Source organism: Mesorhizobium sp. Arg314 (assembly GCF_053714275.1).
Genome location: NZ_JBSKBP010000010.1, coordinates 20097 through 32397 on the forward strand (window position 1 = coordinate 20097; position 12301 = coordinate 32397).

Genomic DNA, 12301 nt, shown 5'->3' on the forward strand with positions numbered 1-12301 from the left:
GGAGGCTAGACATGCACACCATTCTGCAGCCGGAGGGCTGGGCCAAACCGGTCGGCTATGCCAATGGCGTCGCGGCGCGCGGACAGTTGGTGTTCGTCGGCGGCCAGGTCGGCTGGAATGCCGAGTGCCAATTCGAGACCGACGATTTCGTCGGCCAGGTGCGCCAGACGCTGGCCAATGTCGTCGCCGTGCTCGCCGAAGCGGGTGGCGAGCCGCGGCACATCACCTCGATGACTTGGTACTTCACCGACAAGGCCGAGTATGTCGGCAATCTCAAAGGCATCGGCGAGGCCTATCGCGACGTGATCGGCCGGCATTTTCCGGCGATGGCGGCCATGCAGGTGGTGGCGCTGGTCGAGGACCGCGCCAAGGTCGAGATCCAGGCTACGGCTGTCATTCCGGAATAGGCCGCGTCTTACTGGCGAAGCCCCGCTTGCCTGAGCAGCGGCAGAACGTGGTCGCAGAAATAGGGCAGTTCCTGCGTGTAGTTGACGAAGGACAGTGCAATGCCCCGGTAGCCATGCCCGGCAATCGCCGCCATGTCGGCGGCGATTGATTCCGGAGTTCCGATCAACGGATAAGTGCCGGCGCCGCCGGCGAAACGCTGGCGGTAGCGGTCATAGGCATGCGGGTCGTGCGACTGGGAGAATTCCTTCTTGCCGGCCATGTGAGCATCGACCGCTTCGTGATCGGCCGTCGTGACGGCGTAGCGGGTGTAGTAGGCCTGTGCTTCTTCCATCGTCGGGCGGCACACGACATGGGCCACCGTATAGACGCCGACATCACGGCCAATCTTGTCGGCGCGCTCGCCGATGTCGGCGACGTGCTTGCCGGCATCGCTCATCTCGGAGAAGGTCGTGAACAGATAGTCGCACCTGGCGGCGGCGAAATCCCGACCCGGGCCACCGAAAGCGGCGTTCATGGTCACCGGGCGTGGAAGCTGCAGACTGGCCGGCCGGCTCACCGCCTCCTTCAGCCGATAGTAAGTGCCCTCGTAATCGAGCGGCTCGCTCGAGGCATAAAGCCGCTCAAGGATTTCGATCCACTCGGCTGCCTGGTCGTACCCCTTCTCGACCAGGGGCGTGCCGAACATGCCGAATTCCTTCGGGTTCCAGCCGCAGACGATGTTCAAGCCGGCCCGGCCCTGGCTGATATGGTCGACCGTCGCCAGCGCCTTGGCGGCGTAGAGCGGATGCACCAGCGGCACGTGCACGGTCATGAACAGGCCGATCTGCTCGGTGGCTGCGGCAAGGGCGGCGGCCCAGGTAAAAGTCTCGAACGAGAATTCGCGAACCTTGTTGCGGCCGCCGAAACCGCGCCAGCGCGCGATCGGCAGCATGAATTCGAGGCCCGCGCGGTCCGCGATCTGAGCTGCGGTCAGATTGTCCTGCCAGCTTGCCGTCCAGCGCTCCGGGACATCGGTGATGGCAAGGCCGCCATCCGCGTTGGTGGAGAAGACGCCAAGCTTCAATTTGTTGGAGCCATGCAGGGGATGCGTTTTGATCATGTCGGGAACTCTTGGGCAGGAGGCCACACGCTAGGCCCGGCTAAAAATATTTCAAGCCTGAAATAGCTTCGTATGACAGCCGTTTGCAGATATAGATTTTCGAGGAGACCAAATGGGGATGTGCATGAGCGAGTTCCGCCAGAAAAGCATCGGCAAGACGAACCTCATCGGGTCCTTTGCCGCCATTCCCCATCCGGTCGCCCTCGAGGTGATGGCACTCTCCGGCCTCGATTTCCTCTGCATCGATTGGGAGCACGCGCAGATCTCGCGCGACACGGTCGAGGCCATGGTGCGGGCGGCCGACGTGCATCGCGTACCGGTGATGGTGCGCGTTCCCGGTCACGCGCCTGAGGCAATCCAGGCGGCGCTGGACAGTGGCGCGCAAGGCGTGCTCATGCCTCGCGTCTCGACCGCAGAACAGGCAGCGATGGCGGTGAAGGCCTCACGCTATCCGCCACAAGGCGAGCGCGGTGTCGGCCCCGGCCGCGCCGCCGGCTATGGCTATCGCATTCCCGAATATCTTGCCGCCGCCAACGACCGGATCGTCGTCGCGGTCCAGGTCGAGACATCGGAAGGGCTGGCCAACATCGAAGCGATCGCGGCCGTCGACGGCGTCGACGTGATCTTCGTCGGCCCCGGCGATCTTTCGGTGTCTATCGATGCGGTCGGCCCGGCAGGCGCGGACAAGCTCTCCAAGGCGATCGGGACAATCATCGGCGCGACGACCGCACATGGCAGGACTGCCGGCATATTCTGCGCCAGCCCGCAGGCAGTCAGTCGATGGGCGAGCCTCGGCGCGAGTTTCTTCGTGCTAGCCAGCGACACGATGTTTCTTGGCGCCGGCGCCGCAGCCAACTGTACGGCTGCGCGCGCCGAACTATCCTAAGACGCAGCTGAAGAGGCGTATCGGCGCAGCAACAGCCGAGCGAAACTTTTTAAGCTTAAAACTTTTGCCTTGAAAAGCGCCGCGCTTTGGATAGCATCCCAGATGGCGACTGCCGTGGCGGAGGGGCTTTCCGGTCAGTCCATCATTGGTGGGAGGGGTTCAGTCCTTGTCGTTTGTGTTGCCCCAGTCGTCGTCCAGCGCGCGCTACGCTTTCGATGGCGTGCGCGCCCAGATTCGTGACCTGCACACGGAAAACATCGCCAACCTCGCGGTCCGCGCGCGGGAGCTCGGCGATGTCATCGCGCTCTGGTACGGCGAAGGCGACATGGTGACGCCCGCTTTCATCCGAGACGCTGCAAAGGCGGCCTTCGATGAAGGGCTGACCTTCTACGTTCCCAACATGCGCGGGCACGGCCCGTTGAACGAGGCGCTGTCGGAATACCAGACGCGCATCCATGGCCGCCCGATCCCCATCGCACGCACCACGGTAACGCCGGGCGGCATGCAGGCCCTTTATCTGGCGCTGGAACTGCTGGTCGATACCGGCACCAATGTCGTCTATGTCGCGCCACAATGGCCCAACATCCACAACGCCATCCACCTCATCGGCGGCGAGCCGCGTCCATTCTCGCTCGACTTCAAGGATGACTGGCGGCTCGATCTCGACCGGTTGTTCGCGACCTGCGACGCGCGCACCCGAGCGATCTTCCTGTCGACGCCGTCCAACCCGACCGGCTGGACCGCGTCGCGCGAGGAAATGCAGGCGCTGCTCGACTTCAGCCGGCGCACCGGCATCTGGATCATTTCCGACGAGGTCTATGGCCGGCTCTATTTCGACGGCGACGTCGCCCCTTCCATTTTGCAGATCGCCGAGGACGGCGACCGGGTGCTGTCGGTCAACAGCTTCTCGAAGGCCTGGGCGATGACCGGCTGGCGCATCGGCTGGCTGACGCATCCGTCGGGCGTGGCCGACCAGCTCGGCGCCATGACCCAATACATCAACAGCGGCACCGCCGCTCCGATCCAGGCCGGTGCGGTCGCCGCGATCCGCCAGGGCGAGCCGCTGGTCGAGGAGATCAGGCAGCGGATCAGGACCGGCCTCGACCTCGCCTATGACAGGCTGGCGCAAATCCCGGGCGTCATCCTGCCGACCAAGCCGCGCGGCGGCATGTATGCGTTCTTCGCCCTGGAGGGCGAGAACGATGCCCGGCGCGCCTGCGCCCGCATTTTGGAGACGGCGCGCGTCGGGCTTGCGCCCGGTCACCTGTTTGGAAATTCAGCGGCAGCGTTCCTGCGCATGTGCGTATGCCGCGACAGCAGCCAGATAGAAACGGCGCTTCAACGCATGACAGCCGCAATGAATTGACGCCCTGCCGGAAGCGGGGCGGCAAAAAGCCGTGCGGGGCAAACCCGCCCGTCCAACCACAGAGGGAACAAAAATGAGCTTTACTCGTCGCAACCTGCTTCTCATGGCCGCCGCCATCGGCATCGCCGCCGGCCCCGCCACGGCTCGCGCCGCGGACGTGCTCAATGTCGGCGCCTATCCGACCAACCCGCCTTTCGAATACAAGAACGAGAGCGGCACCTTCGAGGGTTTTGAGGTCGACATCGTCAACGAGGCGGCCAAGCGCATCGGCATGACAACCGATATCGCCGATCTCGGCTTCCAGGCGCTGTTCGCCGCCACCACCTCCAAGCGCATCGATGTCGCCATCTCCTCGATCACCATCACGAAGGAGCGGCTGAAGTCGCAGTCCTTCACGCAGCCCTACTACGATTCCGACATGGGCATTGCCACCAAGACCGACAGCCCGATCAGCGCCGAGGCAGACCTCAAGGGCAAGATCGTCGGCGTGCTGTCCGGCTCGACCGGCGAAACGTGGGTCAAGGACCATCAGCAGGCCGACGGCTTCAGCGACGTAAAGGGTTACGACACGCAGCAGAATCTTTTGCTCGACCTCAGCGCCGGCCGCGTCGACGCCGCCGTCAGCGATATCCCCGGCATGCAGTACTCCTTCAAGAAAATGAAGGACCTCGTCGTCAAGCAGCGCATCAAGACCGGCGAGCAATACGGCTTGATGATGACCAAGGACCACCCGCTGCTCGGCAAGCTGAACGACGCGATCACCGCGATGAAGAAGGACGGGACACTGGCCGCGATCCACAAGAAGTGGTTCGACAGCGATGCTCCGGTGGACTCCTCGACCGTCAAAGAAATGCCGCTGCCCAAGGCCTGAGCGGCACCCGGCAACCAAGCGACGTGCCGGCTCGAAGGGCCGGCACGTCCCGTTTTCACGCATGACCTTCCCGGGACTGTCGTCTGTTCGGCCAGGCCGATCAATGTGTCCTGGATCTGGCTCTAGGCGTCGCAAGACGCAACACGGTTGGGGAATGCTCCCATGTCGCTGATCGACACCTTCTTCAATCCCGAAGTTATTGCGTCCAGCCTGCCGGCGCTGCTGCGCGGCTTCCTCAATACGCTGCTGCTTGGGGTGATGAGCATCGTCATCGGCATTGCGGCAGGGCTGGCGATCAGCCTCGTGCGGCTCTACGCACCGAAGCCGCTGCGCTGGCTCGCCATCGGCTATACCGACATTTTCCGCGCCCTGCCGGTGCTGGTGGTGCTGATCCTGATCTACTACGCGCTGCCCTTCCTCGGCATACGCCTGTCGTCCTGGGCGTCCGCCGTGACGGCTTTCGCCATCATCATGTCGGCCTATTCAGCCGAGGTGTTCCGCTCCGGCATCGAAAGCATTCCACGCGGCCAGTTCGAGGCGGCGCAGGCGCTTGGCCTGCCGTTCTTGCTGACCCTGCGCAAGGTCGTGCTGCCGCAAGCGATCCGCGTGGTCATCCCGCCGATGACCAGCAACTGCGTCTCGATGTTCAAGGACACCTCGCTCGCCTCGACCGTGGCGCTGCCGGAACTCTTGAAAGAAGCTACCAATGCGCAGTCGCTTTATGCCAACCCCTCGCCGTTGATCGGCGCCGCCCTTGTCTATCTCATCTTCCTCTGGCCGATGGTCCGCCTCGTCAGCCTGCTTGAGCGCCGCTTCAAGGACGAGAAGGCGCGCTGAGCTCACCAACCGATCCCCACCCGTCCAAGTCCCTGCGCAGGAGCGTACCCCGTGAACAAGCATCAGACCGACGACACCAACACCGCCGCGTTCCCGGTCGAAAAGATCCGCGCCATGTTTCCCGCTTTGCAGCGGGCCGGCGACTTCATCTTCATGGACAATGCTGCAGGCGCGCAGATCCCGCAAAGCGTGCTCGACGCGGTGACCAACCATCTGGTGGCGCACAATGTGCAACGCGGCGGCCGCTATGGCCGCAGCGTCACTGTCGACCAGTCGGTCGCCGAAGCGCGGACAAGCGTCGCGCTCTTGATCAACGCCTGCAGCCCGTCCGAAATCTGCTTCGGCATGAACGCCACCTCGTTCATCCGGCTGGTCAGCCTCGGCATCGGCCAGATGCTTGCCAAAGACCCAGATGGCGGGCGCGACGAGATCGTCATCACCGACATGGACCACGACGCCAACATCGCCACCTGGCTGGCGCTGGAATCCGCCGGCGCCAAGTTCAAATGGTGGCGCATGCGCGAGGACGGCAATCTGCATGTCGACGACCTCAAGCCGCTGGTGTCGGAGCGCACCCGCCTCGTCGCCTGCACGGTGACGGCGCATTCGATCGGCTCGATCGTCGACGTCGCTTCGGTGGCCAGGATCGCCCATGCGGCCGGCGCCGAAGTGTTCCTCGACGGCGTGCATTACGGACCGCACGGATTGATCGACGTGCAAGCCTGGGACTGCGACTATCTGGTCTGCTCCGGCTACAAGAACTTCTCGCCGCATATGGGATTCCTGTGGGGCCGCTTCGAAACGCTGAAGCGGCTGCCGACCTTCCGCGAGGATTTCATTCCGGACGAGCCGCCCTACAAGGTCGAGGCCGGCACCTTCATCTACGAGAATGTCTCCGGCATGGATGCGGCCGTGCGCTACCTGGAATCGATCGGCCGCAACTTTCTGCCCGAAAACAACCGCTCGCGCCGCGACAACATCGTCGCCGGCATGAACGCCATCCGCGACTACGAGCTGATGCTGGCGCGCGAGATGCTGAAGGTGCTGAAGGATTGCAGCGCGACCATCTATGGCGTCGGCGACGAGGCACGCATCCATGAGCGCGTGCCGACCTTCTGCTTCAACATCGGCATGCTGTCGCCGCAGCGGATCGTCGAGGAAATGGCCGCCCTGCAGATAGGCATCCGCGACGGCCATATGTATGCGCCGCGGCTGATGAAGCGGCTCAACCTGTCGATGGATAGCGGCGCGGTCCGCGCCTCGCTGGTGCATTACAACACGGTCGATGAGGTGCACCGGTTTGGTGAGGCGTTGCGGGCGATCATCGCGAAGCTGTCTTGATTTGATGTCTTCGCGAGATGTCGGCGGGACAGCACCCCCCTCTGTCCTGCCGGACAGAGGGGGGTGTGAAGGAACGCGGCGCTACAGCACCTTCTTTGTCGCCCTGTCCCAAAGGCGCAGCTCTTGCCCGCGCTCGACGAAGCAGACGTCAGGCCGCCTTCTTCTTCGCCAACCGCGCCTTGATGCTTGCCACGTCGGCGCGCGGCGTCGCGGCAAACAGCGTCCTGGTGTAGGCGTGCTTGGGGTTGGAGAAGACCTCGTCGCGCGGACCGTATTCGACCGCTTCGCCGAAATACATGACCATCACGTCGTCGGCGATGTATCGCACCACCGAGAGGTCATGGCTGATGAAAACGTAGGTCAGCTTGAACTCGTCCTGCAGGTCGGCAAGCAGGTTGAGCACCTGCGCCTGCACCGAGAGGTCGAGCGCCGAGACCGGTTCGTCCAGCACCAAAAGGCTCGGGTTCAGCATCAGCGCGCGGGCAATGGCGATGCGCTGGCGCTGGCCGCCCGAGAACATGTGCGGATAGCGGTTGTAATGCTCCGGTCCGAGGCCGACCTTCTTCAGCATCTTCATCGCAAGATCGCGGCGCTCTTCGGCCGGCTTGTCGGTGTTGATGAGCAGCGGCTCGCCGAGTACGTCGCCGATCTTCTGGCGCGGGTTGAGCGAGCCATAAGGGTTCTGGAAGACGATCTGCACCTTGCGGCGCATCTCCTTGGAGAGCCCGTCCCTGGCGATATCGACCTTGTTGCCATCGATGAACAGCCCGCCGGAGGTCGCCGGATCGATCAGCGTGATAATGCGGGCGAGCGTGGACTTGCCGCAGCCGGACTCACCGACGATGGCCAGCGTCTTGCCCTTCTCGACGCTGAAGGAAACGCCCTTCACCGCATGCACGGTGCGCGCGCCGCGGAACAGTCCGCCGCCGACATGGTAGTCGCGCTTGATGTTCTTGCCTTCGACAACCTTGGTCATGCGCCGGCTCCGGAAGGCGCCGGCTCGAACAGCATTTCGGAGACGGTCGGCAGCCGGTCGCCGACGGCGTTTTCCGGCAGCGCCGAAAGCAGCGCGCGCGTGTAGTTGCTCTTCGGCGATTCAAACAGCGACAGCACGTCGGCCTCTTCCATCTTGCGGCCCTTGTACTGGACGATGACGCGGTCGGCGGTCTCGGCCACCACGCCCATATTGTGGGTGATCATGATCAGGCCCATGCCGTATTTGACCTGCAGCGAGACCAAGAGATCGAGGATCTGCTTCTGGATGGTGACGTCGAGCGCGGTGGTCGGCTCGTCGGCGATCAGCAGCTTCGGATTGCAGGCAATGGCGATGGCGATCATGACGCGCTGGCACTGACCGCCCGACATCTGGTGCGGGAAGGAATTCAGCCGCTCGGCGGGCTCCGGAATGCCGACCTGTTTCAGGAGTTCAATGGCGCGCGCGCGCCGCTGGGCTTTGTCCATGCCCATATGGAAGCGCAGCACCTCCTCGATCTGGAAACCGATGGTGAAGCAGGGATTGAGGCTTGCCATCGGTTCCTGGAAGATCATCGACATATCCTTGCCGACGATCTTGCGCCGCTCGGCAGAACCCAGCTTCAGCAGATCGCGACCGGCGAAGTCCATCCGGTCGGCGGTCACCCTGGCCGTCCATGGCAAGAGGCCCATCACTGCCAGCATCGACACCGACTTGCCGGAGCCGGATTCGCCGACGATGGCGAGCACCTCGCGCTCGTCGACATGGAGCGAGACGCCGTCGACGGCGCGGAACGGGCCGGACGCGGTCTGGAATTCGACGACGAGATTCTGGATGTCGAGCAGCGCCATCACGACCTCCTGAGCTTGGGATCGAGCGCGTCGCGCAGGCCGTCGCCGACCAGGTTGATGGCAAGCACGGTGATGAGGATGGCGAGACCCGGGAAGGTGACCACCCACCAGGCGCGCAGGATGAATTCACGTGCCGAGGCAAGCATCGTGCCCCATTCCGGCGTCGGCGGCTGGGCGCCGAGGCCGAGGAAGCCGAGTGCCGCGGCTTCCAGGATGGCGTTGGAGAAGGACAGCGTGCCCTGGACGATCAAAGGCGCCAGGCAGTTGGGCAGGATGGTGGCAAGCATCAGCCTGATGTGACCGGCGCCGGCGACCTTCGCCGCCACGACATACTCGCGGCTTTTCTCGGCCATCACCGCCGCGCGCACCAGGCGGGCGAAATGCGGCTGCAGCACCAGCGCGATCGCCAGCATGGCGTTGAACAGGCCCGGGCCGAGGATGGTGACCAGAACCAGCGCGAGCAGCAGCGACGGAAAGGCCAGGATCAGGTCCATGACGCGCATGATCGCGACGTCGACCCAGCCGCGGAAATAGCCGGCCAGGAGGCCAAGCGTAATGCCGCCGGTGAGGGCCAACGTGACCACGACCGCGCCGATCAGCAGCGAGAAGCGCGCGCCATAGAGCAGGCGCGAGAGAATGTCGCGGCCGACCGGATCGGTGCCGAGCAGATATTGCGTCGAGCCGCCGGCCTGCCAGGCCGGAGGCCGCAGGAACGCGGTCTTGTCCTGCACATCCGGCGCATAGGGCGCGAGCAGCGGCGCGGAGAGCGCGGCCAACACCAAAAGGATGAAGACGAACAGGCCGATGACGGCGCCGCGGTTCACCGAGAAATAGTGCCAGAAGGTTTTCAGCCCGGTGAGGCGATCCGGGCTGCCCGCGGCCATCGGGGCGATTTCGGTCTGGCTCATCTATGCTGCCCTGATGCGTGGGTTGATGACGGCATAGAGCACATCGACGATGAGGTTCACCGCCATGACGATGAGCGCGATCAAAAGCAGACCCGACTGCACGACGACGTAGTCGCGCTTGAAGATGGAATCGACCATCCACTTGCCGATGCCCGGCCAGGCGAAGATGGTCTCGGTGAGGATGGCGCCGGCAAGCAGCGTGCCGACCTGGAGGCCGATGGTGGTGACGACCGGGATCAGGGCGTTGCGAAGCGCATGCACGCCGATGACGCGGCCCGCCGAAAGGCCCTTGGCGCGCGCGGTGCGGACATAGTCCTCGCCGAGCACCTCGAGCATGGCCGAGCGCGTCTGGCGCGCGATCACCGCCAGCGGGATGGTGCCGAGCACGATCGCGGGAAGGACGAGATGACTGAGCGCCGAGCGGAAAGCATCCCATTTGCCGTACAGCAAGGTGTCGATCGTCATGAAGCCGGTGATCGGCTTGAAGAAGAACTGAAGGCCGATGCGGCCCGAGACCGGCGTCCAGCCGAGATAGCCGGAAAAGAAGATGATGAGCAGCAGGCCCCACCAGAAGATCGGCATGGAATAGCCGACAAGGGCGGTGCCCATCAGCGATTGATCGAACCATGAGCCGCGCTTGACGGCAGCGACGATGCCGGCGGGTATGCCGATCACCATGGCGAAGATCATGGCGAAGAAGGACAGTTCCAGCGTCGCCGGGAAGAGCGTCTTGAACTCCTCGAGAACCGGGCGCTTGGACGAAATGGAGACGCCGAAATCGCCGGTGGCGACCTCACCGACATAGCGCGCATACTGCTCCCATATCGGCAGATCAAAGCCGAACTGTTGCTTCAACTCTTCGTAGCGGGCGGGGGCGACGCCATGCTCGCCAGCCATGGCGAGGATCGGATCGCCGGGCAGCAGCCGGACGAAGGCGAAGGCGCAGATGGTGATGCCGACCAGGGTCGGGATCAGGAGGGCGATTTTGTTGAGAAGATATCGGAGCATCGTCGAATTGAACGGGGCGGCGCTAAAGTTGCGCCGCCCCGTTCGCAATATTATTCGGCCTTGTCAACGCCGTCGAAGCGATGAATGCCGAGCGGGTCCATCTTGAAGCCGCTGACATTATTACGAACGACCGCGTAAACCTGGCTGTGGGCGAGCAGGAAAGCCGGAGCTTCCTTGGCGAAGATCACCTGCGCCTGCTGATAGAGCTTGGTGCGCTCGGCCTGGTCGCTGGTCTTCTTGGCCTTCTGGATCAGGTCCTCGAAGTCCTTGTCGCACCAGCTGGAATAGTTCGAGACGCCGATGGCCGAGCAGGCGAACAGGGTGGCGAAGAAATTGTCCGGATCGCCATTGTCGCCAGTCCAGCCGATCTGGAAGGCGCCGGGACGGTCCTTCTTCTTGCCTTCCGAGCGATACTTGGTCCACTCGTAGTTGACGATTTCGGCCTTGACGCCGACCTTGGCCCAGTCGGCCTGGATCAGTTCCGCGGCGCGCTGGAAGTTCGGGTTGTACGGACGAACGCGGTCGGAAGCCCAGAGCTGGATTTCCTTGAGACCGGCACCGGCCAGCACCTTCTTGGCCGCATCCGGATTATAGGCGTCGGCCTTCACGTCCTTGTCCCACGACCACATGGTCGGCGGGATGAGGTTCTCGGCAGGCGTGGCGCCGGCATCCTGGAACAGCGACTTGATCAGAGCTTCCCGGTCGATCGCCTGGTTGAGCGCGTGGCGCACTTCCGGCTTGTCGAGCGGCGGGATCGTGGTGTTGTAGCTCATATAGCCGATGTTCAGGCCGGCCTGATCCATCAGGGTCACGTCCTTGTTGGCCTTGATGGTGCCGATGTCGGCAGGGTTCGGATAGGGCGCGATGTCGCATTCGCCGGCCAGCACCTTCTGGATGCGGGCGGTGGCGTCAGGCGTGATGGCGAAGACGAGATCGTCGATCTTTTCCTTGCCCTTGAAGTAGTCGGGGTTGGCCGCATAGCGGATGACCGAATCCAGCTGGTAGTCGACGAACTGGAACGGACCGGTGCCGATCGGCTTGGTCGAGAAGTCGGCCATCTTGCCGTGCTTCTGGAGCTGGTCGGCATATTCCTTCGACACGATCGAGGCGAAGTCCATGCCGAGATTGGCCAGCATCGGCGCGTTCGGCTCGGTCAGCGTCAGCTTGACGGTGAGGTCGTCGACCTTCTCCCACTTGGCGACATATTTCGGCATGTCCATGCCGGTGTAATAGTCCCAGGTGAGGTTCGGCAGATACTTGTCGCCGTTCCACGGATTCTGTTTGTTGAACTGGCGATCGAAGGAGAAGACGACGTCATCGGCGTTGAGGTCGCGCGTCGGCTTGAAAAAGTCGGTGGTCTGGAACTTCACGCCCGGATGCAGGTGGAAAGTATAGACCAGGCCATCGTCGGAAATTTCCCACTTGTCGGCAAGACCCGGCTCGACTTCGGTGCCGCCGTGCTTGAACTCAACCAGCCGCGAATAGACCGTACGCGACGAAGCGTCGAAGTCGTTGCCGCCGGTCGTGGTACCGGGATCGAAATTGGCCGGCGACGCCTCCGAGCAATATACAAGCGTCTTAGCACTGGCCATGCCGCTGAGGACGCTTGCAGCCAGCAACGCGGCTGCAAAAGTCATTGTCTTTTTCATTGAGCACTCCCTGATGTTCTCCCAGGCCCCTCTAGCAGGCTGGTGAAGGGCGCATATAAGCACCGTTTCTTCGCCTTTGGAACACCCCGTTTGCCTACCCCACG

The 12301-nt window shown here is 63.3% G+C and carries 12 protein-coding genes; 6 read left to right on the top strand and 6 right to left on the bottom strand.

Annotation, left to right across the window (positions count from 1 at the left end; all coding sequences use genetic code 11):
- Positions 1–11 precede the first annotated feature (11 nt).
- Entirely contained in the window at positions 12–407 is a 396-nt protein-coding gene (locus ACWGS9_RS12880) for a RidA family protein (protein WP_454505609.1), read from the top strand.
- An 8-nt stretch (positions 408–415) separates the two neighbouring features.
- Here ACWGS9_RS12880 and ACWGS9_RS12885 read toward each other — a convergent pair whose 3' ends face one another.
- Complete coding sequence (locus ACWGS9_RS12885) at positions 416–1507, bottom strand: LLM class flavin-dependent oxidoreductase (protein ID WP_454505610.1); 1092 nt, start codon at positions 1505–1507, stop codon at positions 416–418.
- A 124-nt stretch (positions 1508–1631) separates the two neighbouring features.
- Here ACWGS9_RS12885 and ACWGS9_RS12890 point away from each other — a divergent pair, with 124 nt between their 5' ends.
- The 5 genes from ACWGS9_RS12890 (at position 1632) to ACWGS9_RS12910 (ending at position 6808) form a co-directional block, all read left to right on the top strand.
- Positions 1632–2393 carry an HpcH/HpaI aldolase family protein gene (locus tag ACWGS9_RS12890; protein ID WP_454505611.1) on the top strand — a complete coding sequence of 254 codons (762 nt, stop codon included), beginning with the start codon at positions 1632–1634 and terminating at the stop codon, positions 2391–2393.
- A 166-nt stretch (positions 2394–2559) separates the two neighbouring features.
- Positions 2560–3759, top strand: coding sequence for a pyridoxal phosphate-dependent aminotransferase (locus tag ACWGS9_RS12895; protein WP_454505612.1), 1200 nt, complete (start codon positions 2560–2562; stop codon positions 3757–3759).
- A gap of 73 nt (positions 3760–3832) precedes the next feature.
- Positions 3833–4630: an ABC transporter substrate-binding protein gene (locus tag ACWGS9_RS12900; RefSeq protein WP_454505613.1), complete on the top strand. Its 798-nt coding sequence runs from the start codon at positions 3833–3835 to the stop codon at positions 4628–4630.
- Between the two features lie 162 nt (positions 4631–4792).
- Positions 4793–5467 carry an amino acid ABC transporter permease gene (locus ACWGS9_RS12905; RefSeq protein WP_320217176.1) on the top strand — a complete coding sequence of 225 codons (675 nt, stop codon included), beginning with the start codon at positions 4793–4795 and terminating at the stop codon, positions 5465–5467.
- A 51-nt stretch (positions 5468–5518) separates the two neighbouring features.
- A complete protein-coding gene (locus ACWGS9_RS12910) occupies positions 5519–6808 on the top strand; it encodes a cysteine desulfurase-like protein (RefSeq protein WP_454505614.1) in 1290 nt (429 codons plus the stop codon).
- 148 nt (positions 6809–6956) lie between these two features.
- Here the strand turns inward: ACWGS9_RS12910 and ACWGS9_RS12915 are convergent, their stop codons facing one another.
- Genes ACWGS9_RS12915 through ACWGS9_RS12935 form a run of 5 tightly spaced genes read right to left on the bottom strand, consistent with a single transcriptional unit; the run spans position 6957 to position 12197 of the window.
- Complete coding sequence (locus tag ACWGS9_RS12915) at positions 6957–7784, bottom strand: dipeptide ABC transporter ATP-binding protein (protein WP_454505615.1); 828 nt, start codon at positions 7782–7784, stop codon at positions 6957–6959.
- On the bottom strand, positions 7781–8632 hold the full coding sequence (locus tag ACWGS9_RS12920) for an ABC transporter ATP-binding protein (RefSeq protein ID WP_454505616.1): 852 nt from the start codon (positions 8630–8632) through the stop codon (positions 7781–7783). Before ACWGS9_RS12920 ends, ACWGS9_RS12915 begins: the two co-directional genes overlap by 4 nt.
- Positions 8632–9540 (bottom strand): ABC transporter permease subunit, encoded by a 909-nt coding sequence (locus tag ACWGS9_RS12925; protein ID WP_454505617.1) that lies wholly within the window; start codon positions 9538–9540, stop codon positions 8632–8634. The genes ACWGS9_RS12920 and ACWGS9_RS12925 overlap by 1 nt, the downstream gene beginning before the upstream one ends.
- Positions 9541–10548 carry an ABC transporter permease subunit gene (locus ACWGS9_RS12930; protein WP_320215118.1) on the bottom strand — a complete coding sequence of 336 codons (1008 nt, stop codon included), beginning with the start codon at positions 10546–10548 and terminating at the stop codon, positions 9541–9543.
- Positions 10549–10598: 50 nt separating this feature from the next.
- Positions 10599–12197, bottom strand: coding sequence for an ABC transporter substrate-binding protein (locus ACWGS9_RS12935; protein WP_454505618.1), 1599 nt, complete (start codon positions 12195–12197; stop codon positions 10599–10601).
- Between the last annotated feature and the right edge of the window lie 104 nt (positions 12198–12301).

Excerpts from the sequence above, each read along its gene's own strand:
- ACWGS9_RS12890 (WP_454505611.1), top strand. The coding sequence starts at position 1,632 with ATGAGCGAGTTCCGCCAGAAAAGCATCGGCAAGACGAACCTCATCGGG.
- ACWGS9_RS12905 (WP_320217176.1), top strand. The coding sequence starts at position 4,793 with ATGTCGCTGATCGACACCTTCTTCAATCCCGAAGTTATTGCGTCCAGC.
- ACWGS9_RS12885 (WP_454505610.1), bottom strand. The coding sequence starts at position 1,507 with ATGATCAAAACGCATCCCCTGCATGGCTCCAACAAATTGAAGCTTGGC.
- ACWGS9_RS12930 (WP_320215118.1), bottom strand. The coding sequence starts at position 10,548 with ATGCTCCGATATCTTCTCAACAAAATCGCCCTCCTGATCCCGACCCTG.
- ACWGS9_RS12915 (WP_454505615.1), bottom strand. The coding sequence starts at position 7,784 with ATGACCAAGGTTGTCGAAGGCAAGAACATCAAGCGCGACTACCATGTC.
- ACWGS9_RS12880 (WP_454505609.1), top strand. The coding sequence starts at position 12 with ATGCACACCATTCTGCAGCCGGAGGGCTGGGCCAAACCGGTCGGCTAT.
- ACWGS9_RS12935 (WP_454505618.1), bottom strand. The coding sequence starts at position 12,197 with ATGAAAAAGACAATGACTTTTGCAGCCGCGTTGCTGGCTGCAAGCGTC.
- ACWGS9_RS12925 (WP_454505617.1), bottom strand. The coding sequence starts at position 9,540 with ATGAGCCAGACCGAAATCGCCCCGATGGCCGCGGGCAGCCCGGATCGC.
- ACWGS9_RS12920 (WP_454505616.1), bottom strand. The coding sequence starts at position 8,632 with ATGGCGCTGCTCGACATCCAGAATCTCGTCGTCGAATTCCAGACCGCG.
- ACWGS9_RS12900 (WP_454505613.1), top strand. The coding sequence starts at position 3,833 with ATGAGCTTTACTCGTCGCAACCTGCTTCTCATGGCCGCCGCCATCGGC.